We start from the raw sequence: 21,177 nt of genomic DNA, 5'->3' as shown, positions 1-21,177 counted from the left end.
TGCCGCTGCAAGAAAGCGGCCATGATATTCTAAATTTGCCGTGGCGGAATGCCTAAAGGCGCAGTTGACGATACCGTCAAAGATCATGGGCGATGACATAAGCAGGTTGCGGAAGCCAGACAACTTCGCTTATTGAAGCGGTTTGACGCTATTTGACGCCATCAAGGCCAGGATCGAGACCCGATGACATCACGCGATAACAGTCCCTTTGCGGCCAATCTGCGGTTCGCCTGCAATACCCGTCCGTCGATCACGGCGATCTGTCGTGAAATCGGAATCAACCGGCAGCAGTTCAATCGTTATCTCGCGGGCCAATCCCGCCCGTCGCCTTATAATACAGGGAAAATCGCGCGTTATTTCGGTCTGAAACCGCAGGATTTCCTGGCGTCGGAAAAACGGTTTCAGGAAACATTCAATGCGCCGGTCGACAGCGATGGGCCATTCTCTCTGCTGCGGAATGGCTTTCCCGGCAATCTGCCGGAATTGCGCCAGTATGTGGGCTATTACCAGCTTTTCCACCGGACGCTGTCATGGCCGGGAAAGATCGTCTGCAGCTGTGCCAGGATCGAGGAAAAGAACGGTCAGATCACGGTGAAGTCGATCGAGCGTATTCATGACCGTGAATCCGAAATCCGGCAGTTTTCGAAATATAACGGATTGGCCGCATTCTGGCGCCAGCGGCTGTTTATCATCGAGCGCGGCGTGGGCGAGCATTCCTTTATTTGCCAGACGACCCTGATGCCGTTCGCCGAGCATCAGCGCACCTACCTGCACGGCGTCACCACCGGCGTTTCATGGCGCCAGCAGAACGTCCCCTATTCCACGCGCATCATCTGGCGGGCAGTTGGCTCGAACCCGGACAAACGCCGGCTTTTGGAAGGCTGCGGCCTTGCGGACGAGAAATCGACAAGGCTGCCGCTGCCGGTCCGCCGCTATCTGAGCGGCGAAGGCGAATACCACAGGATCGTCGCTGCCCGGTAGACCCCGGTCGCCGTCGACCACGGCGGATGTCGCCTTGCGGCGCTCAATATAGCGGAAAGTTATATTTCCCGTTGTTTTCCGCATTTGACTTGATGCGGTTATGGCGGCGTTATGTGCGAGAGGAGCGCGACCCCGCCCGAGGGAGAAGGGTGGCCGCGAAACAGGAGGAGGTCGGTCCGGCGTCCCGGATCGATGATGGCTGCCCGCGCACAACGGGCTGTCTCCTGTTGTCATATCAGCAGGCAGGGAGGTTTTGATAATGCTGGAGCAGATGTTCGACGTGCGCGGTCAATCCGTGATCGTGACCGGCGGGGCCAGCGGCATCGGCCGCGCCTATGCCGAGATCATGGCCGCCCAGGGCGCGCGGGTCTGCATCTTCGATCTGGATCAGGCGGGCACCGAGAAGACCGTCAGCGAAATCAAGGTCACGGGCGGCGATGTCTGGGGTCTGAAGGTCGATGTCGCCGACCGTCCCGGACTGGCGGCGGCCTTCGATGAAGTGGCCGAAAAACACGGCCGCATCGACACGGTCTACGCCAATGCAGGCATTGATCCGGGACCGGGCTTCATGACGCCCACGGGCGAACGCAACCCCGACGGCGCGATCGAGAACATTCCCGACGAGCAGTGGGACCGGGGCATCGAGATAAACCTCACCTCGGTCTACAGCACGGTCAAGAACGCCGTGCGCCACATGAAGCCGAACGGCGGCGGGCAGATCATCGTAACCTCGTCGATCGCCTCGGAAATCAACGAAAGCATTGTCGGAACGTCCTACATGCCGGCCAAGGCCGCGGTGAACCATTTCGTGCGCCACATGGCGATGGAGCTCGGCGCTTACGGCATCCGCGTCAACGCGATCCTGCCGGGCCCGTTCATCACCAATATCGCCGGCGGCCGGCTGCGCAACAAGGAAGACCGCGCCGCATTCGAGGCGCAGTCCCTGATCGGCCGGATCGGCGATGTCGAGGATATCAAGGGCCTGGCGCTGCTGCTGGCTTCGCCGGCCGGATCCTACATGACCGGCTCACTGGTGGTCATCGATGGCGGCTCGCTGATCCGCATGACGTGACAGGCAAATGGGCGTGCGGCCTGCCAGGGAGCGGCGGGCGATGCGCCAATCAATAGGGAGAGGAGAACGGAAATGGCTTACATCAATAAACTGATCCGGCCCACCCGCCGCGGCGTGCTGCGCGGCATGGGTGCCGGCCTTGCGGCGAGCGTTCTGGGGGCGCCGGCGGTGCTGCGCGCCCAGACGGCGGGCAAGATCCGCATGGGATATATCACGCCCGAAACCGGGCCGCTCGGCCTGTTCGGGGAAACCGACGGCTACACCGTCCAGAAGATCCGCGAGGCGCTGGGCGGGAAGCTGCAATCGGCCAATGGCGATGTCTACGAGCTCGAAATTCTCGAGCGCGACAGCCAGTCGAACCCGAACAAGGCCGCCGAAATCGCCGGTGACCTGATCCTGAACGACGAAGTGCATCTTCTGGTGCCGGCATCGACCACCGATACCATCCTGCCGGCCATGGAGCAGGCCGAGCTCTACGAGACGCCGTCGATCTCGGCGGGCGCGCCGTGGCAGGCGGTGATCATGCCGCGCGGCGGCGGCGAATTCGACTGGACCTACCATTTCTTCTGGGGTCTGGACGAGGCGCTGAACACCTTTGTCGGCCTGTGGAACGGGCTTGAGACCAACCGCAAGGTCGGCATGCTGTTTCCGCAGAACATCGACGGCGAGACCTGGGGCAACGAGGAATACGGCCTGCCCGTGCCGACCCGCGCCGCGGGCTACGAGGTCACCATCCCCGGCTATTTCCAGCCGCGCACCAATGACTTCTCGGCGCAGATCGCAACGTTCAAGCAGGCCGGCTGCGATATCATCGGCGGCATCACCTATCCGGACGATCTGAAGACCTTCGTGACCCAGTGCAACCAGCAGGGCTTCAAGCCGAAGGCGGTAACCGTGGCGGCAGCGCTGCTGTTCCCGGGCAGCGTCGAGGCGATGGGGCCGCTCGGCAACGGCATGACGACCGAGGTGTGGTGGACGCCGGCCTTCCCCTTCAAGTCTTCGATTACCGGGCAGACCAGCCGGGAGATCGCCGATCAGTGGGAAAGCGAGCAGAACCGCCAGTGGACGCAGCCGCTCGGCTATTCGCACAGCGTGCTGGAAGTCGCGATCGACGTGCTCAAGCGTTCGGCCGATCCTCTGGATCGCGAGGCCAATCGCGAGGCGCTGGCGGCGACCGATCTCGACACCGTGGTCGGCCATATCAACTTTTCGGGCCAGCCGCACAAGAATGTCTGCACCACGCCGATCTTCGGCGGCCAGTGGGTCAAGGGCGAGAAATGGCCTTACGACCTCAAGATCGTGGACAACAGCGTCAACCAATTGTTCGAGCCGCAGCAGAAGATCGTGGCGCTGAACTGGTAGGATGCAGATGCAACAGCCAACAGGCGAACGCCAACGGCTTCTTCAGGCCCGGAACGTATCGAAAAGCTTCGGCGCGTTCCGGGTGCTGCACGATGTCGACTTTGATGTCTATCGCGGCGAAGTGCTGGGAATCCTCGGCCCCAACGGCGCCGGCAAGACCACGCTGTTCAACATGATCAGCGGCGACCTGAAGCCCTCCGGCGGAGAGATCAGGCTTGGGGAGGTTCTGCTGAAAGGCGAGCCGCCCCACCGCCGCTGCCAGATGGGGATCGGCCGGACCTATCAGATTCCGCAGCCCTATTCGGGAATGACGACCTTCGAAAACCTGCTCGTCGCCTCGGCCTTCGGCGGCGGCCGGTCCGAGGCCGAGAGCTATGAGTTTTGCGCGCAGGTGCTGCGTGATTGCGAATTGCTGAACAAGGCCAATGCCCTGGCCGGTTCCCTGCCGCTTCTCGACCGCAAGCGGCTGGAGCTTGCCCGGGCGCTGGCCTCGGGGCCCAAGCTTCTGTTGCTGGACGAAATCGCCGGCGGGCTGACCGACGAGGAATCGAAGGAGCTCGTCGCCCTGATTGCACAGATTCGCGATCGCGGCGTCACCATCATCTGGATCGAGCATGTTCTGCATGCGCTGATGGCGGTGGCGGATCGGCTTCTGGTGCTGAATTTCGGCGAGAAAATCGCGGAAGGCGACCCCAAGACCGTCATCGCGAACCCCGATGTCATGCGGGTTTATATGGGGGTCGAGGCATGACGGAATTATTGTCAACACATGGTCTGGTTGCCCGCTACGGCGATTTTCAGGCGCTTTACGATGTCGATGTCGCCATCGACGAAGGCGAGATCATCGCGCTGATCGGCGCCAACGGAGCCGGCAAGTCGACCTTCCTGCGGGCGGTCATGGGGCTGTTGCCCGTAAAGCCCGACATGGTGAGCCTCGACGGCCGGCCCATCGGCGGCACGCCCACCGACCAGATGGTGCAGAAAGGGGTCGCCATCGTTCCGGAGGGGCGGCGGCTGTTCACCGGCATGTCGGTCAACGACAATCTGCGCGTGGCCATGGACCAGGTCGGCAGCAAGGGCCGCAAGGGCGGCTGGACGCTGGACAGGGTGCAGAAGCTCTTTCCCATTCTGGAGGAGAAGGGCCGCGTGGCCGTTCAAAACCTCTCCGGCGGCCAGCAGCAGATGGTCTCGATCGGCCGCGCCTTGCTGTGCCAGCCGCGCCTGTTGCTGTGCGACGAGATCAGTCTCGGCCTCGCGCCCAAGGTCATCCGCGAGATGTATGCCGTCCTGCCTGAAATCAGGGCGCAGGGGACGTCGATCGTGCTGGTCGAGCAGGATGTCGGGCTGGCGAAGAGCGCCTCCGACCGGCTCTATTGCATGCTCGAGGGACGCGTGACGCTGAGCGGACGCTCCGGCGAGGTCACGCGCGAACAGATCAGTGAAGCCTATTTCGGGGGTGGCCATGCAGTGGTTTGACGCACTTGTACAGGGCATCCTGCTGGGCGGGATGTATGCGCAATACGCGCTGGGAATGGCCTTGATGTTCGGGGTCATGCGGATCGTGAATGTCAGCCATGGCGATCTGGTGATCCTGCTGTCGCTGATCGGCATTTCGCTGGCCTCGGCCTTCGGGCTGGGACCGTTCACGGTGATGGCGGCGCTGGTGCCGCTGGCGGTGGCCATGGGCTGGCTTCTCCAGCGCGCGGTGCTGAACCGGGTGGTGGGCGAGGACCCGCTGCCGTCGCTGATCGCGACCTTCGGCCTGTCGCTGGCGCTGCAGAACCTGATGCTGCAGATCTGGTCGGCCAACAGCCGCTCGCTGCCGGGCGGCGGGATTGAAAGCCAGTCGATCCAGATCGGCGGCATCTATATCGGCCTTCTGCCGGTGCTCGTCCTGCTGGTCGCGGCCGGCTTGACGCTGGCGCTCGACCTGATGCTGAAGCGCATGCGTTTCGGCCGGGCGCTCCGGGCCGCCGCCGCGGATGTCGAGGCCGCGTCGATGACCGGGGTCAACGCGAAAACCGTCTATGCCACGGCAACGGCAATCGCGGTCGGCATTCTCGGCTTTGCCGCCGTGTTTCAGGCGCTGCGTTCGACGGTTGCGCCCGCCGATGGCGGTGCGCAGCTGATCTACGCCTTCGAAGCGGTGATCATCGGCGGCATGGGTTCGGTCTGGGGCGCGTTCGCCGGCTCGATGGTGCTGGGCATCGCGCAGGCGGTCGGTTTCCGCCTGGATCCCGGCTTCGGCGTTCTGGCCGGCCATCTCGTCTTCCTGCTGATTCTAGCCGTGCGCCCTCAGGGCCTGTTCGGGAGAGCGTGAATCATGACTTCTCATTCGATCTCACCCGGCGCGGATGCAGCGCAGATCAGCATCAAGGTCCGGCGTCAGACCCTTTCCGGGATCATCGCGTTGAGCCTGTTCGTGTTCGCTCTGGTGGCGCTCGCGGCCATGCCGTGGTGGGCCAAGACCGGCACGATCCGAATGGTGCTCGAACTGTGCTGCTACATTCTGGCGGCGCAGATGTGGAACCTGCTCGCCGGCTATGCCGGGCTGGTCTCGGTCGGCCAGCAGGCGTTCATGGGCGCGGCCGGCTATGCGCTGTTCGTCATGGCGCAGACCTTCGGCATCAACCCGTTCCTTGCCATCGGCCTGTCGCTGCTGGCGCCCGCGGTGCTGGCCGTTCCCTGCTACATGCTGCTGCATCGGCTGGACGGCCCCTACTTTGCCATCGGCACATGGGTGGTCGCCGAGGTGTTCCGTCTCGTGGCCTCCAATCTTGGATGGGTCAATGCAGGGGCCGGCATGTCCCTGGGCGTGATGCGCGACTACTCCGCCTTTGAGCGCAACATCGCCATGTCGCTGCTCTGCGCGCTGATGATCCTCGTCGCCATCGGCGGCGGCTACTGGTTCCTGCGCTCGCGCTTCGGCCTTGCGCTGATCGCCATGCGGGACAACCCGGTGGCGGCTGCAAGCCAGGGCGTCAATGTCCGTCGCCTGCGCTTCATGGTCTATATCGCGGCGGCGGTGGGATGCGGCTTTGCCGGCTCGGTCTATTTCATGGCGCAGTTGCGCATCAATCCCGCCTCGGCCTTTGACCCGATGTGGTCCAATGTCGCGATCTTCATCGTCATGATCGGCGGGATCGGCACGATCGAAGGCGTGCTGATCGGCGCGCTCATCTATTTCATCGCGGATCGTTATTTCGGCGAATATGGCGCGAGCTACTTCATCGTGCTCGGCGTGATGACCGTGCTGGTCGCGCTCTATGCCCGCACCGGCATATGGGGGATGATCTCCAAGCGCTGGGACGCGCCGTGGTTTCCGATCCGGCGCCATCTGATTGTCGAGAAGGAGGAGAGCCCATGAAGGCCGTCATCTTCGACAAGGCCGGTCAGCCCCTGCGCGTCGGCGACAGGCCCGATCCGACGCCGGCGCCCGACGAGGTCGTGCTGAAGGTCGCCGCCTGCGGCATCTGCGGCAGCGACCTGCATATGAGCGTCGATCCAGAGCCCTTCGGCATTGCCGGCGATTTCGTGCTCGGCCATGAAATCGCGGGCGAGGTGGTGGCAACCGGCGGCGGCGTCGACACGCTGAAGGCGGGCGATCTGGTCGCCGTGGTGCCGATGCGCGGCTGCGGACATTGCCCGCGTTGTCTTGCCGGCGATCCCGCGCGCTGCCCGGACATGACGCTGATCGGCGGCGGCTATGCGGACTATGTCTGCGTCGCCGCCCGCCAGTGCCGCGTGCTTCCCGAGGGCGTTGCGGCAAGCGATGCCGCGCTCGCCGAGCCGCTTTCGGTGGCGCTGCACTGCATCGTCCGCTCCGGCATGAAGCCGGGCGACCGCGTCGCCATTCTCGGCGCCGGGCCGATCGGTCTGCTGGTGGCGTTCTGGGCGCGGCGGCTGGGGGCTGCAAGCGTGGTGATGGCCGATCTCTACGACCATCAGGCCGATCGCGCCCGCGCGCTGGGTGCTACGGGCTTTGCACTTTCGGGCGCAGGTCTTTCCGAAAACCTGAGCGATCAGTGCGGCGGCCCGCCCGATATCGTCTTCGAATGCGTCGGCAAGCCCGGCCTGTTGCAGGCGGCCGTCGAGGCCGTGCGGCTGCAGGGCAAGGTGATCGGCGTCGGGCTTTGCATCGGCGGCGATCAATGGGACCCGTTCGTGGCGCTTTCCAAGGAGATCGACCTGATCTTCTCGGCCTTTTTCCACCAGGGCAATGAATTCGGCGTGGCGCTCGACGCGCTTGCCAAGGGAGCCGTGGTCGCGCCGCAGGCGATCATTACCGACCGCATCGGGCTTTCGCCCGTGCCCCAGGTCTTCGAAGGCCTGCGCCGGCGTACCACGCAATGCAAGGTACTGATCCAGCCCGAACTTGTCTGAAGGAGAAGATATGACTGTTCAGTTTGAGACATCAGAATACGAGATCGGCGGTGTTCACACCGTGGTGAAGGCCGTCGGCAAGGGCAAGCCGGTGCTGTTCCTGCATGGCGCGGCGACGCTGGAAGGCTTCGATTTCGCCGCAGGGCTTTCCGACCGGTTTCGGGTCTATTGCCCGAGCCATCCGGGCATGGGCTATTCCGGCGATGCGCCGCATGTTTCAGGAACGATGGATTTGATCATCCATTATCTGAACCTGCTCGACGCGATGGACCTGCCGGAAAAGCCGCATCTGATCGGCTTCTCGATGGGCGGCTGGCTCGCCACGGAACTCGCCGCCGTTGCCGGCGACCGGTTCGACCGCATCGTGCTGCTCGCGCCGGCCGGCCTCAACGATCCCGATCATCCCGCGACCGATCTCGGATCGATCGCGCCGCAGGATCTTCCGGGCTTTCTCGCGCATGACCCCAAGGTGGCGCTGCGCTATTTCCCCGATGGGTCCGATGCCGGTTTCGCCGAAAAATTCGGCGCCGATCGCGCCCGCGAGGGTGAAACCGTCGGGCGGATCTGCGCGCCCTTCGGCATGGGGCACCCCAATCTCAGCCGCATGCTCGCCCGGATCGCCAACCCGACGCTGGTGGCCTGGGGCGATGAGGACAGGCTTCTGCCGGCCAGCCAACTGCCCTTGTGGGTGGAGGCGCTGCCGAACGGCCAGGCTCTGCTGATCGAGGGCGCCGGCCATCTGCTGCTTCAGGAGCAGCCCGATAGCGTGACAAAAATCGGCGATTTTCTCGCCGGACAAACACCGTAGGAGGAGATGACATGAACAAACATGTGAAGCCCGGATACTGGGGCGACAGCGTCGATTATCGCGACATCCTGAAAAAGATCGAGGAAATCGGCCCGACGCTTGAAGCCAATGCGCCGGCCGACGAGGAAGCCGGCGAACTGACGAAGGAAAGCTTCGAGGCTCTGAAACCGCTGCGTTTCTCGCATCTGATGGCAACCGAAGAGCTCGGCGGCGCTCAGATGCGCCCGACCGAGGTTCTGCAACTGATCGAGGCGGTGACCTGGTGGTCGGGTTCGGCCGGCTGGGTATCCATGGTGCATTGCTGCATCGGCGCGATGTCGGCGGCTTTTCTGCCCGACAGCGCGGTCGAACGCCTGTTCGAGCCCGGCAGCGAAAATCGCTTCTCGGGCCAGGGCGCGCCGCTCGGCATGCTCAAGAAGGTCGATGGCGGCTACACGCTGACCGGCAAGTGGAGCTACGGCTCGGGCTTCAGCCATGCGACCTGGTCGCATTCGGCCTGCTTCGTCGATGACGGCAGCGGCAAGCCGGCCAAGGATGCCGACGGCAACGTCATCGTCATGTGCGCCCACGCGCCGATCGGCGAGCATGAACAGCTCGGCAACTGGGACGTGCTCGGCCTCAAGGGCACCGGTTCGATCGACTATTCCGCCAAGGACGTGTTCATTCCCGATGATCTGGTGTTTCCGATCCTGTCGGCGCCGCCGCAGCGCCTGAAGGAGCTGTTCAGCCTCGGCATTGTCGGCCTGGCATCGATCGGTCACACCGGCTGGGCCATGGGCACGGGCCGGCGGATGCTGGACGAAATCGCCAAATTCGCCCGCAGCAAGTCCGGCCGCGCCGGCATGCTCGGGGAAAGCGAGAAGTTCTGGTACGACTACGGTCGCGCGGAAGCCAGCTATCGCGCTGCGCGGGCCTTCGTCATGGAAGTCTGGGGCGATATCGAGGCCAGCGCCGAGGCGGGCAAGATGATGACCACCCGTCAGGTCAGCCTCGTTCATCTCGCCAAGGCCCAGATCCACGAAGTCGGCGTCGATGTCTGCAACTTCGCCTACCGCGCATCAGGCGGGGCGGGGCTCCGTGCGGGCGTGATCCAGCGCACCCTTCGCGACATGATGGTGGCGGCGAACCACTTCACCATCGCGCCGTCGATCGTGACCTCCGCCGGCCGCGAGATCGGCGGCCTTTGGTCCGACCGGACCTGGCAGTTCTACGATCTGATCGAGAAGAAATAATCAAAGGCCGGGGCGCGCTGTCGTGCCCCGGCCAAACAGACTGCCGGAGTAATGCCTGATGCCTGAACACCATACCGTCGCCGAAGCCTTTCGTGAGGCTTTCCGTTGCCACCCAGCGGGCGTCGCGGTGATCACCGCCGATCCCGGCGATCAGCCGGTGGCGATGACCGTGTCCTCGCTGATTTCCGTCAGTGGGTCGCCGCCGACCATCGCCTTTTCGCTTTCGGCGCGCTCGCGCTCCACGGCAACGGTGCTGCAGGCGGAAACCGTGGTTATCCATATGCTGCGCTATCCAGATCTGGAACTGGCGCGGCTTGGCGCCACGCCCGGCGCCGACCGCTTCGGGCCGGGCATCGCCTGGACCCGGCTTCCGACCGGCGAGCCGCGCTACACCAATGTGTCGACATGGTTTAGGGCGCGCATCAGCGGAACGCTGGCGGTTGAAGGCGCAACGCTTGTGGCCGCCGAACTGCTCGAAGGGGCGACCGCCGATCTTGCCGCGCCCGAACGGGAATCGCTGGTCTATCTGGATCGCCGCTGGCACCGGCTGCGCGAGGACAGCAGCGGGGTGGCGAGCCTGGCCTTGCTGGACGAGGAATATCGCGACGTCTTCCGCTGATCCGTTCGCGGCGGACGTCCCAGAACCCGGATAGTATAACCCGGAGCGATATTTTGACGAAGCTATCCGATCACGCTGCCCGTCATGCCGGGCTAAGATAGGGGCGGCGGCTGGTCACGCGGGACGGTTCGGGAAAACCGGTCTGCAGGCCGGACATTGTGAGGAGGCGGACTGTTTCGGCGAACGCGCCGGGAGACGGTCCGCAAGGGGAGAGAACAATTATGGCAGTCCTTTCAGTTAAGGGAATGTCGAAGAGCTTCGGCTCGCTGAAGGTCGCTGATAATGTCAGTTTCGATCTGGCCGCCGGCGAGGCACTGGGCATTATCGGGCCGAACGGCGCGGGGAAGTCCACGCTTTTCAACCTCATTACCGGCAATCTCAAGCCGGACAGCGGGCAGGTGATGCTCGACGGGCGGGATGTTACCCGCGAAACCCCGATGCAGCGTTGCGCCAGCGGCATTGGCCGCTCGTTCCAGATCCCGCAGCCTTTCGGCCATCTCTCCGTCTATGAAAACCTGCTTGTGGCGGCGCGGTTCGGCGGTTCGGTCAAGGCCTCCGAAGCGCCGGATTTCTGCATGGAGCTTCTCACCCGAACCGGGCTCGATCATCTGGCCACGCAAAAGGCCGGGACGCTGCCGCTTCTCAGCCGCAAGCGGCTGGAACTGGCGCGCGCGCTTTCCACCCGGCCGCATGTGATCCTGCTGGACGAGATCGCCGGCGGGCTGACCGATGGCGAATGCGGCGAACTGGTGTCGACGATCCGTGCCATTCACGCCGAGGGCATGGCGATCATCTGGATCGAGCACGTGCTGCATGCGCTGAACGCGGTCGTGTCTCGGCTGATGGTGCTGAATTTCGGGGAGGTTCTGATGGACGGCAAGCCGGACGAGGTCATGGCCGCGCCGAAGGTGCGCGAAATCTATCTGGGGATCGAGGCATGAGCGCGCTTCTGGAAATCCGTGACCTGACGGCCCATTACGGCGACTTCCAGGCCCTGTTCGGCGTCGATCTGACGCTGAAGCACGGCGAGGCCCTGGCCATCATCGGCGCGAACGGCGCCGGCAAGACCACGCTGATGCGCGCCATCACCGGGATCGCGAAGGTAACGGCGGGCACGGTCGCTCTCGACGGAAAGCGCATCGACCGGCTGGCCGCGCCCGACATCCTACGCGCCGGTATCAGCATGATGCCGGAGGGGCGCTGCCTGTTCCCCAGTCTGAGCGTCGAGGAAAACCTCGAGATCGGGGCCCACGCCCGCAAGGGCAACGCATACTGGAACCTGTCGCGCGTCTTCGAACTGTTTCCGGTTCTGGCGGAACGCCGCAGCCAGCCGGCGACCGCGCTTTCGGGCGGCCAGCAACAGATGGTGGCGCTCGGGCGGGCATTGATGTCTAACCCGGCGGTATTGCTGTGCGATGAACTGAGCCTTGGGCTCGCCCCCGTCGTCATCCGCGAAATCTACGCCTCCTTCCCGAAGATCCGCGAAAGCGGCACGGCGATCATCGTCGTCGAGCAGGATATCGGCCAGGCGCTGGCGATCGCCGATGTCGTCCATTGCATGATGGAAGGCCGCATCACCCTGTCGGGGCATCCTTCGGAATTGTCGCGCGAGGCCATCCACGACGCCTATTTCGGAGTAAGTCACGCATGATCTGGTTGGATACGCTTGTTCAGGGCCTGTTGCTTGGCGGTCTTTACGCCCTTTTCGCCGCCGGGCTGAGCCTTGTCTTCGGCATTATGCGGCTGGTCAATCTGGCCCATGGCGATCTGATCGTGCTGGCCGCCTACCTGATCCTCGGTATCGGCACGGTGATGGGGCTGAACCCCTTCGTCGCAGCCCTGATCGCCATGCCGATCATGTTCGCGCTCGGCTATGTGCTGCAGATCGCGCTTTTGAACCGGGTGCTGGGCGAGGATATCCTGCCGCCGCTTCTGGTCACCTTCGGCCTGTCGATCGTCATCCAGAACGCGCTGCTGCAGCAATTTACCGCCGACAGCCGCAAACTGCCGGTCGGCTCCATCGAGGCTGACTCGGTCTATCTCGGGACGATGAATATCGGCGTCATGCCGCTGATTACCTTTGCTTCCGCCATTCTCGTCATCCTCGGGCTGAACTGGATCTTCTACCGTACCGCGCTTGGCCGGGCCTTCCGGGCGACCTCGGACGATCCGGTGACGGCGCAGCTCATGGGCATCCGTCCGCAGCGGGTTTTCGCGGTCGCGACCGGCATTGCGATGGTGGTGGCCACGATCGCCGCGCTGTATCTCGGTGCCAGAGCCAATTTCGACCCGTCGATCGGGCCCGCGCGTCTGCTCTATGCCTTCGAGGCGGTCATCATCGGTGGGCTCGGAAGCCTGTGGGGCACGCTGATCGGCGGGTTGATCATCGGCGTGGCGCAGGCCTTCGGCGCCGCCATCAACCCCCAATGGCAAATTCTGGCGGGCCATGTCGCCTTTGTCGTCGTGCTGCTCGTGCGGCCGCGCGGGCTGTTCCCGCGTGCATATGATTGAGGTCCGGCCATGAGAAACACGTTTGAACTTCTTTTCTCCGCCGTCATCATCGTCATCCTGGCGATCATACCGCTGTTCGGCATGCGCGCCCTGGTGCAGGACCTTTTCATGGTGCTGTGCCTGCTGGTGCTGGCGCTGAACTGGAACATGCTGGCGGGCTTTGCCGGGCTGGTCTCGGTCGGCCAGCAGCTTTTCGTCGGCGTCGGGGCCTATTCGATGTTCGCCGCCGCGATCCTCTGGGGGATCGACCCGCTGACAGGCATTCTGATCGGCGGACTGGTCGCCATGGCGCTTTCGGTCCCGGTCGCCTTCTTCACCTTCCGTCTCTACGGCGCCTATTTCGCCATCGGCACATGGGCCGTTGCCGAAATCGCGCGGCTGTCCTTCAGCCAGTGGCGGGCGCTTGGCGGGGGAACGGGCACCGCGCTGCCGAGGGGTGCGGCGCGCGAAATGCCGGGCGTGCAGGCCCTGCGTGATCTTCTCGATATCTCGGGCGCGGCGGCCGTGGATGTGCTGACATATTGGCTCGCCCTCGGGCTGGTCGTCGTCATGCTCGCCGCGAGCTGGCTGTTCCTGCGCTCGCGCATGGGGCTCGGCCTGCAGGCGATGCGCGACAATACGGTCGCAGCCCGATCCGTCGGCGTCGATCCGCTGCGGCTCAAGGCGCTGGTGTTCATGCTGACCGCCTTCGGAACCGGACTTTGCGGCGGTCTGATCTTTCTCCAGACCGGCCGGATCGCGCCCGATGCCGCCTTTTCGGTGATCGACTGGACCGCCTTCGTGATCTTCATCGTCGTCATCGGCGGGATCGGCACACTGCCGGGTCCGATCATCGGGGTGCTGGTCTTCTACGGGCTCCAGCGCCTGCTGTCGGACTACGGAACCGTCTATCTGATCATTCTGGGAATAATCGGCATTGCCATCATGCTGTTCGAAAGACGAGGACTGTGGGGGGGCGTCGTGCAGAAAACCGGCTTCGACTTCCTGCCGCTCGAACATCTTCCGCCGAAATCCGGCCCGCGCAATCGCAAAATTACATGACCCCTTTGAGGAGTAGAAGTTCATGAGCTATTTCACCGAAGACAATTCCGCCAGCACCGTCAATGAACGCATGGGCCCGGAAACGGATGCGCGTCTGGCCGAGGTGATGTCCTGTCTCGTCCGCCACCTTCATGATTTCGCCAAGGAAATCCATCTGACCCAGGATGAGTGGGACTATGCGATCGGGTTTTTGACGAAGACGGGCCAGATGTGCTCCGGGGAGCGGCAGGAGTTCATCCTGCTCTCGGATGTTCTCGGGTTCTCGATGCTGGTCGATGCGATCAACAATCGGCGTCCCGAAGGCGCGACAGAAAACACCGTCTTTGGTCCGTTCCATGTCGACGGCGCGCCGATCCGGCAGATGGGCGACAATATCTCGCTCGATGGCAAGGGCGAGAGCTGCCTGTTCGAGGGCCGCGTGCTCGACCTTGACGGCAACCCGATCGAAGGCGCGACGGTGGATGTCTGGTCTGACAATGCCGACGGCTATTACGACGTTCAGCAGCCGGGCATTCAACCGAAATGGAACAATCGCGGGCGGTTCATCACCGGGGCGGACGGGCGCTACAGCTTCGTCGGCATCAAGCCTGTCAGCTACCCGATCCCCGATGACGGCCCGGTGGGACAGATGCTCGGCCATCTCGGCCGTCATCCCTATCGCCCGGCCCACATGCACTATCTCGTCACCGCGCCGGGCTATCAGAAACTGGTCACCCACACCTTTGTCGGCGGCGACAAATATCTGGAATCCGATGCCGTTTTCGGCGTCAAGAACACGTTGATCGCGCCCTATGAGCGGGTCGAGAACGGCGCAACGCTGTGGCGCTCCCCCTTCGATTTCGTTCTCGTTTCACAATGAGGTCAGAATGCCCAACGTCAAAATCTTCATCGATGAGGCGCAATACGGCGCTGCGCGGGACGGTCTCGCGGCGTTTCTGCCGGACATGCGCACATCGCTGTGTTCCAGTCTCTCGGTCGGCAATGAAGCCTTCCAGCTGGCCATAATCCCGGTGCTCGGCATGCCGGATCAGCCGCAGATCAATGTCGAGCTTTTCCTGCTGGAGCGGCCGGACCGCACACGCGCGATGGTAACCGAAGTCGCCGGGCAGCTTCGCGAGCAGATCGGTCACGCCACCGGGCAGTCCGTCGCCGTACGCATCGCGATGCTGGATCCGGAGACCTATGTCGCACTGAAATAGCGTTCAGCCGCGGCGTTGGGTCACCTGCTCCTCGTGTTCCATGCGCGCCTGCAGCCGCTGGGCTTCGGTCTGCAGGAAGGTGATGAACTGCTCGGCCGCCGGCGGTCTCTTTCCATCGGTCTTGGTCATGATGCCCAACTGGCGGTTCGGATGATCGATCTTCAACGGCAGAGCGACAAGGGGGATGGTGCGGCGGTTCAGGAAGACCACCGAATAGGGCAGTACGGTCAGCGAATCCGATCCCAGCAGAAGCGACTGGATGGATGCCAGCGTGCCGCCCGAGAAATTGACCATGAAACTTTCCTGTCCCATGGATTTCAGCGCGCGCTCCAGGTCGCGGTAGAGCGGACTGTTGGAAGGCGGCGCGATCCAAGGATAGGGCGCGATCGCATCGGAGGTGATCGCCTTGATGCGCGTCAGCGGATGATCCTGCCGGCAGGCTACGACATTGCGGCCGGAAAGCAGCGGCAGAAACTCCATGTCGGACGGCACCTGCCGGGGATGGAGCGGCAGGATGGCTATATCGAGACCGCCATTTCTGAGTCCGGCCTCGAGCGTGTCCAGATAGCCGTAGGATTGATCGATATAGACGTCCGAATAGCGCGACTGGAATTCCGCGATCAGCTTGGCGACGACGCCATCGGTGAAGATCGGCGAGCCGCCGACCCTCAGCCGGCCGGCAAGGCCCTGCCGGAAGCGACGCACCAGAAGACTGGCTTCGCGGTTGGCGGTGCGGATCCGGTTACCGAGCCGGGCGAGGCTCGCGCCGAGCTCGGTTGGGCGCAACGGCCGGCGGCCCGGTTCGAACAGCGGCATGCCGACCCTTTTTTCCAGCAGCGTCATGCTGCGCGAGACGGAGGGCTGCGACTTCCCAAGCGCTTCCGCCCCTTCGGTCAAGCCGCCCTTCTCGACGATCAGCGCCAGAATTTCGAGATGCTCACTGTCTATTTTCATAACCCAAAGGAATATTTTATTTCAATCATCAGATCAATATCTCCCTTTGAATGGGGTAACGTGATTCTCAGACCAATATGAGGGGGAGTCTCTTGTCTTTTTTTCGCGAGGAATTCACCGCACGTAGTGCTGCCGTCCGGGTTCGCTTCGGCGCCGGAGTGCGTAAGAACATCGCAGAGGAACTGGAAACGCTCGGCGCCGAGCGTGCGTTGATCCTGACCACGCCGCAACAGGCTGAGCTGGCCGAAGAGTTTGCCGGGTACTGTGGCGCGCGCGCCACCGGCACCTATACCAATGCGACGATGCACACGCCGGTCGACGTCTCGGACGAGGCCGTCCGACACGCCGAAGAAATAGGCGCGGACGTGCTGGTTGCCGTTGGCGGCGGCTCCACGACCGGGCTGGGCAAGGCCATCGCGCTCAGGACCGGCCTGCCGCAGATCGCGGTGCCCACCACCTATGCCGGGTCGGAAGCGACGCCGATTCTCGGCCAGACCGAAAATGACGTGAAAACCACGCAGACCACTCCAAAAGTGCAGCCCGGCACCATTCTCTACGATGCGGAACTGGTCGCGACCCTGCCGGTCGAAATGACGGTGACCTCGGCGCTGAACGCGATGGCGCATGCAGCCGAGGGGCTTTATGCGCGCGACCGGTCTCCCATTTCCTCCCTGATGGCCGTCGAGGGGCTGCGCGCGTTCCGCGACAGCCTGCCGCGCGTTCTGGCGTCGCCCGAAGATGTGGCGACGCGCGGCGAAACGCTCTACGGCGCATGGCTTTGCGGCACGGTTCTGGGCCAGGTCGGTATGGCGCTGCATCACAAGCTCTGCCACACGCTGGGCGGAAGCTTCAACCTGCCGCATGCCGAAACCCACGCGATCATCCTGCCGCATGCCCTGGCCTATAATGCCAGCGCTGTTCCGGAGCTGCTGGCGCCGGTTGCCGAGCTCTTCGACGACGATAATCCGGGCAGGGGGCTCTACCGTTTCGCCAAGGAGATCGGCGCGCCGCTGGCGCTCAGCGATCTTGGCGTGAGCGAGGCCGATCTCGACAAGGCGGCCGACCTTGCCGTCGCCAATCCCTACTGGAACCCGCGCCCGATCGAACGGGACGCGATCCGGACGCTGCTGCAGGCGGCGTGGAGCGGAGACATGCCGGCCTTTTGATTTTCGGGCAATTGCGCCCGCACTATAGTGTTCCTGGGAGGAGAATTTATGCCAGACATCACGACCGACGTATTGATCATTGGCACCGGGCCCGCGGGCTCGGCAACGGCCGCCTTGCTCTCGAGCTACGGCATCGAGAACATGGCGATCAACCGCTATCGCTGGCTTGCCAATACGCCGCGCGCGCACATCACCAACCAGCGCGCCATGGAGGTGCTGCGCGACCTCGGCCGCGAGGTCGAGGACGAAGCCTATCTGTTCGCCACGCATCAGCAGCTGATGGGCGAGAACATCTTCTGCGAAAGCCTTGCCGGCGAGGAAATCGGCCGGATGAAGGCCTGGGGCAACCATCCGCTCTCCAAGGCCGAGCATCTGATGTCGTCGCCGACGAAGATGAACGACCTGCCGCAGACCTTCATGGAGCCGCTGCTGTTCAAGACAGCCTGCTCGCGCGGCACCCAGGCGCGGATGTCGACCGAATATCTGCGCCACCAGCAGGACGAGGACGGCGTGACCACCACCTGTCTGGACCGGCTGACACAGAAGGAATTCACGATCCGCTCGAAATATCTGATCGGCGCGGATGGCGGCAAGTCGCTGGTCGCGGAGCATGAAAATCTGCCCTTCGAGGGCAAGATGGGCGTCGGCGGATCGATGAACATCCTGTTTAAGGCGGACCTCTCGAAATACGTCGCCCACCGCCCCTCCGTGCTCTACTGGGTGATGCAGCCGGGCGCGGATGTCGGCGGCATCGGCATGGGGCTGGTGCGCATGGTGCGGCCGTGGAACGAATGGCTCATCGTCTGGGGCTACGACATCAACGAGCCCGAGCCTGTCGTGACTCCTGAATTCGCCACCGGCGTCGCCCGGCAACTGATCGGCGATCCGGACCTCGAGATCGAGCTTCTGTCGGCGAACACCTGGACGGTGAACAATTTCTACGCCACGAAAACATCCAATGGCCGGGTGTTCTGCATGGGCGACGCCATCCACCGCCATCCGCCGTCGAACGGTCTGGGCTCCAACACCTCCATCCAGGATGCCTTCAACCTGGCCTGGAAACTGGCCATGGTTCTGAAGGGGCAGGCGGGCGAGCATCTGCTCGACAGCTACGATGCCGAGCGCGCGCCCGTCGCCAAGCAGATCGTCACCCGCGCGAACCAGTCGATTGCCGAAACCGGTCCGATCTTCGCGGCCCTCGGCATGGCCGAAGGGGTGAACCCGGAGCAGATGCAGAAGAACCTCGAGGCGCGCACCAACGGCACGCCGGAGGCCGAGGCGCAACGCGAGGCGATCCGCAAGGCGATTGCCTTCAAGAAATACGAGTTCGACGCCCACGGCGTCGAGATGAATCAGCGCTACAGCTCCGACGCGGTGGTGACGGACGGTCAGATCGAGCCGGCCTTCCAGCTCGACGCCGACCTTCACTATCAGCCGACGACATGGCCGGGGGCGCGACTGCCCCATGCCTGGCTCTACCGCCACGACAACGGGGCCGAAGTCTCGACGCTCGATCTGTGCGGCCATGGCCGGTTCACCATTCTGACCGGGCTGGGCGGCGAGAACTGGGTCGAGGCGGCCGCCAGGGTCGGGGATGCGCTCGGCATCGAGATCGTGACCCATGTGATCGGTCCGCGCCAGGAATATGTCGACCATAGCGGCGAATGGGCGAGGCTGGCGGAAATCTGCGACAGCGGCTGCCTGCTGGTTCGTCCGGACCACCACGTCTGCTGGCGCGTGTCGTCGCCCGTCGACGATCCGGAGGCCGAACTCCACCGGGCCCTGAAACGCATCTTGGCCCGGTAGAGAAGGCGAAAATCCGTGGCGGAAAACGGTTGGTTTCGTGGTGAGGCAACGCCGGTCAAGGCCGGCGAAACTTCATAACAAAATGTGATGCAAGTTTCCGAACATCGCATAACCGGCGCTTTCGCCATGGGTTAGTCTGATTTCAGGAGGATCGGTTTGGAGGAAAGCCGATGGAGCGACCGAATGAACCATGCCTTGCGGGCGTTTGTCGTCGCGCGGCAGCGGCATGACGCGGCATCATTTTTCCCGGACCGATAAACTCATCCCGGAAGCAGCCATGTTTGCGAATGGCTGTTTCCACAACGCTTTTGTAAGCTCTAGCTTATGAATAAGCGGCGCATGCGAAACGGGGTTCTCGGATCCAACGCTGCGCCGCAAAAACTGACAGCATTATTGGGAGGATTGTATCTTGGCACAAATCAGCGGCTACCACCACCTGACGCTTTCCACGGATGGCGCACAGGAGGATTTCGACTTCTACACCAAGACCCTGGGGCTTCACTCGGTCAAGCGCACTGTGCTGTTTGACGGCGTGATCCCGGTCTATCACCTCTATTACGGCTCGCCCAATGGCGACGCCTCGACCATCATCACCACCTTCCCGTTCCGCAAGCCCGGCGTCTATGGCCGCCGCGGCACGAACCAGTCGCGCACCATCATGCAGGCGATCCCCAAGGGTGCTGCGAGCTTCTGGGTCGACCGGCTGAACGAGCGCGGCATCAAGGCCGAAAAGATCACCCGTTTCGGCGCCGACCGCGTCGTCTTCGCCCATCCCTGCGGCATTCCGCATGAGCTGGTGGAAAGCGACAGCGACAACCGCGCGCCAATCGTCAACGAGGCGCAGGGCGTGAGGGCCGAGCACGGCATCAAGGGCATTTACGGCGCGCTGGTCGCCTGCTTTGATCGCACTGCAATGGACGATTTCATGACCATCGCTCTGCCCCTGACCAAGGAAGCCGACTCCGATGAGGGCACCGTTTACCGGGTCCCGGACGCCGATGGCATCATTCAGCGCGTCGAGGTGATCACCGACCGGGAAAGCCCGCAGGGCACCTGGACGCTGTCGGGCGGCACGATCCATCATCTGGCGCTGAACACCGGCGATGAGGAAAACCAGATGAAGTTGCGCGCCCATATCGAGGGCCTTGGCTTCACCGACATTTCCGAGCAGAAGGACCGCAACTACTTCAAGTCCTGCTATGTCCGTTCGCCGGGCGGGGCGCTGTTCGAACTGGCCTGGACCACGCCGGAAGGCTGGGCCCGCGACGAGCCTCCGGGCCAGATCGGCAAGACGCTGGTGTTCCCGCCATGGTTCAAGGATCGCGAAGAGGAACTGCGCGCCGGGCTCGAAGAGGCAGAGTTCGCCTGATGTCATCAAGCGCGCTTCATCTTGCGGCGGAAAAACAGGCCAGAGCGATCTGCGTGTTTGTGCATGGTCGCGGGCAATCGCCCGAGGAGATGCAATCTCATGTTCTGGCCCGCCTCGATGTGCCGGATATCGCCTTCGTTCTGCCGCGGGCCGCAAGCGGCTCGTGGTATGACGCCCGGGCCATCGATCCCCTGACCCCCGGGACGCGCACCGCGCTCCAGGCGGCGCTGGATCAGCTTGCCGGCGATGTCGCCGCGGCGCGCGCCGCCTTCGGCGAACTGCCATTGCTGCTTGCCGGATTTTCGCAAGGGGCCTGTCTCGCGCTGGAATATGCCTTTGCGGGGCTTGCCGCCCCGGATGCGCTTGCGGCCTTCACCGGCTGCCGCGTGGGCGTTACAACGGATGACCGGCCGCGCCGTCTGGCCGCCGAACTGCCCGTCTATCTGACGGGCTCGGATGCCGATCCGTGGATCCCGGTCACCGCCTTTGCCGAAGCCGCAGGAGAGATTGGCGCGGGCCGGGGCCGGTTGCGCGCCGATACTTTTCCCGGTCGCGGCCATGAAGTCTCGGATGCCGAAGTGGCCATGCTGCAAAACCTGTTGCAGGATCTGGCTGCCGGAACGGCTCCTGGCATGGGGGCGGCCCGCTAGCTGCATATTTTCCCGAGCCGCCGC

The 21,177-nt window shown here is 63.6% G+C and carries 22 protein-coding genes; 21 read left to right on the top strand and 1 reads right to left on the bottom strand.

Going from position 1 to position 21,177, the window contains the following annotated elements; translation table 11 throughout:
• The first annotated feature begins 183 nt into the window (after positions 1–183).
• From V6766_RS10215 to V6766_RS10135, 17 genes are all read left to right on the top strand, one after another.
• Positions 184–981 carry a helix-turn-helix domain-containing protein gene (locus V6766_RS10215; RefSeq protein ID WP_448466063.1) on the top strand — a complete coding sequence of 266 codons (798 nt, stop codon included), beginning with the start codon at positions 184–186 and terminating at the stop codon, positions 979–981.
• Between the two features lie 259 nt (positions 982–1,240).
• The gene (locus V6766_RS10210; RefSeq protein ID WP_448466061.1) at positions 1,241–2,053 is read left to right on the top strand and encodes an SDR family NAD(P)-dependent oxidoreductase; all 813 of its coding nucleotides are present in this window, start codon (positions 1,241–1,243) and stop codon (positions 2,051–2,053) included.
• A gap of 72 nt (positions 2,054–2,125) precedes the next feature.
• Entirely contained in the window at positions 2,126–3,415 is a 1,290-nt protein-coding gene (locus V6766_RS10205; RefSeq protein WP_448466059.1) for an ABC transporter substrate-binding protein, read from the top strand.
• Between the two features lies 1 nt (position 3,416).
• The gene (locus V6766_RS10200) at positions 3,417–4,166 is read left to right on the top strand and encodes an ABC transporter ATP-binding protein (RefSeq protein WP_448466057.1); all 750 of its coding nucleotides are present in this window, start codon (positions 3,417–3,419) and stop codon (positions 4,164–4,166) included.
• On the top strand, positions 4,163–4,891 hold the full coding sequence (locus tag V6766_RS10195; RefSeq protein ID WP_448466055.1) for an ABC transporter ATP-binding protein: 729 nt from the start codon (positions 4,163–4,165) through the stop codon (positions 4,889–4,891). The genes V6766_RS10200 and V6766_RS10195 overlap by 4 nt, the downstream gene beginning before the upstream one ends.
• Entirely contained in the window at positions 4,878–5,735 is an 858-nt protein-coding gene (locus V6766_RS10190; RefSeq protein ID WP_230719985.1) for a branched-chain amino acid ABC transporter permease, read from the top strand. Before V6766_RS10195 ends, V6766_RS10190 begins: the two co-directional genes overlap by 14 nt.
• 3 nt (positions 5,736–5,738) lie before the next feature.
• Positions 5,739–6,782 (top strand): branched-chain amino acid ABC transporter permease, encoded by a 1,044-nt coding sequence (locus V6766_RS10185; RefSeq protein ID WP_448466053.1) that lies wholly within the window; start codon positions 5,739–5,741, stop codon positions 6,780–6,782.
• Entirely contained in the window at positions 6,779–7,798 is a 1,020-nt protein-coding gene (locus tag V6766_RS10180) for a zinc-dependent alcohol dehydrogenase (protein WP_448466051.1), read from the top strand. The genes V6766_RS10185 and V6766_RS10180 overlap by 4 nt, the downstream gene beginning before the upstream one ends.
• Positions 7,799–7,808: 10 nt before the next feature.
• Positions 7,809–8,606 (top strand): alpha/beta fold hydrolase, encoded by a 798-nt coding sequence (locus tag V6766_RS10175; RefSeq protein ID WP_448466049.1) that lies wholly within the window; start codon positions 7,809–7,811, stop codon positions 8,604–8,606.
• 11 nt (positions 8,607–8,617) lie between these two features.
• Entirely contained in the window at positions 8,618–9,838 is a 1,221-nt protein-coding gene (locus V6766_RS10170) for an acyl-CoA dehydrogenase family protein (protein WP_448466047.1), read from the top strand.
• A gap of 58 nt (positions 9,839–9,896) precedes the next feature.
• Entirely contained in the window at positions 9,897–10,457 is a 561-nt protein-coding gene (locus V6766_RS10165) for a flavin reductase family protein (RefSeq protein ID WP_018064642.1), read from the top strand.
• A gap of 221 nt (positions 10,458–10,678) precedes the next feature.
• Positions 10,679–11,398 carry an ABC transporter ATP-binding protein gene (locus tag V6766_RS10160; RefSeq protein ID WP_448466044.1) on the top strand — a complete coding sequence of 240 codons (720 nt, stop codon included), beginning with the start codon at positions 10,679–10,681 and terminating at the stop codon, positions 11,396–11,398.
• Positions 11,395–12,108: an ABC transporter ATP-binding protein gene (locus tag V6766_RS10155; RefSeq protein WP_448425900.1), complete on the top strand. Its 714-nt coding sequence runs from the start codon at positions 11,395–11,397 to the stop codon at positions 12,106–12,108. The genes V6766_RS10160 and V6766_RS10155 overlap by 4 nt, the downstream gene beginning before the upstream one ends.
• Positions 12,105–12,968: a branched-chain amino acid ABC transporter permease gene (locus V6766_RS10150; protein ID WP_448466042.1), complete on the top strand. Its 864-nt coding sequence runs from the start codon at positions 12,105–12,107 to the stop codon at positions 12,966–12,968. Before V6766_RS10155 ends, V6766_RS10150 begins: the two co-directional genes overlap by 4 nt.
• A gap of 9 nt (positions 12,969–12,977) precedes the next feature.
• Complete coding sequence (locus V6766_RS10145) at positions 12,978–14,009, top strand: branched-chain amino acid ABC transporter permease (protein WP_448466040.1); 1,032 nt, start codon at positions 12,978–12,980, stop codon at positions 14,007–14,009.
• 22 nt (positions 14,010–14,031) lie between these two features.
• Positions 14,032–14,868, top strand: a complete 837-nt coding sequence (locus V6766_RS10140) for an intradiol ring-cleavage dioxygenase (RefSeq protein ID WP_448466038.1) — start codon at positions 14,032–14,034, stop codon at positions 14,866–14,868.
• 7 nt (positions 14,869–14,875) lie between these two features.
• Entirely contained in the window at positions 14,876–15,208 is a 333-nt protein-coding gene (locus V6766_RS10135) for a hypothetical protein (protein WP_018064648.1), read from the top strand.
• 3 nt (positions 15,209–15,211) lie between these two features.
• On the opposite strand, the gene V6766_RS10130 is transcribed toward V6766_RS10135, so the two are convergent.
• Positions 15,212–16,162, bottom strand: coding sequence for a LysR family transcriptional regulator (locus V6766_RS10130; RefSeq protein ID WP_448425894.1), 951 nt, complete (start codon positions 16,160–16,162; stop codon positions 15,212–15,214).
• A 92-nt stretch (positions 16,163–16,254) separates the two neighbouring features.
• Here V6766_RS10130 and V6766_RS10125 point away from each other — a divergent pair, with 92 nt between their 5' ends.
• The 4 genes from V6766_RS10125 to V6766_RS10110 all read left to right on the top strand — a co-directional run bounded on the left by V6766_RS10125 (position 16,255) and on the right by V6766_RS10110 (position 21,153).
• A complete protein-coding gene (locus V6766_RS10125; protein WP_448466036.1) occupies positions 16,255–17,328 on the top strand; it encodes a maleylacetate reductase in 1,074 nt (357 codons plus the stop codon).
• A 48-nt stretch (positions 17,329–17,376) separates the two neighbouring features.
• The gene (locus tag V6766_RS10120; protein ID WP_448466034.1) at positions 17,377–19,134 is read left to right on the top strand and encodes an FAD-dependent oxidoreductase; all 1,758 of its coding nucleotides are present in this window, start codon (positions 17,377–17,379) and stop codon (positions 19,132–19,134) included.
• A gap of 409 nt (positions 19,135–19,543) precedes the next feature.
• Positions 19,544–20,503 carry a VOC family protein gene (locus V6766_RS10115; RefSeq protein WP_448466032.1) on the top strand — a complete coding sequence of 320 codons (960 nt, stop codon included), beginning with the start codon at positions 19,544–19,546 and terminating at the stop codon, positions 20,501–20,503.
• The gene (locus V6766_RS10110) at positions 20,503–21,153 is read left to right on the top strand and encodes an alpha/beta hydrolase (protein WP_448466030.1); all 651 of its coding nucleotides are present in this window, start codon (positions 20,503–20,505) and stop codon (positions 21,151–21,153) included. Before V6766_RS10115 ends, V6766_RS10110 begins: the two co-directional genes overlap by 1 nt.
• Positions 21,154–21,177 lie beyond the last annotated feature (24 nt).

The sequence above is a fragment of the Martelella sp. AMO21009 genome (assembly GCF_053484295.1).
The sequence above is the reverse complement of the archived record's forward strand: the minus strand, read 5'-3'. Positions and strand labels throughout refer to the sequence as shown.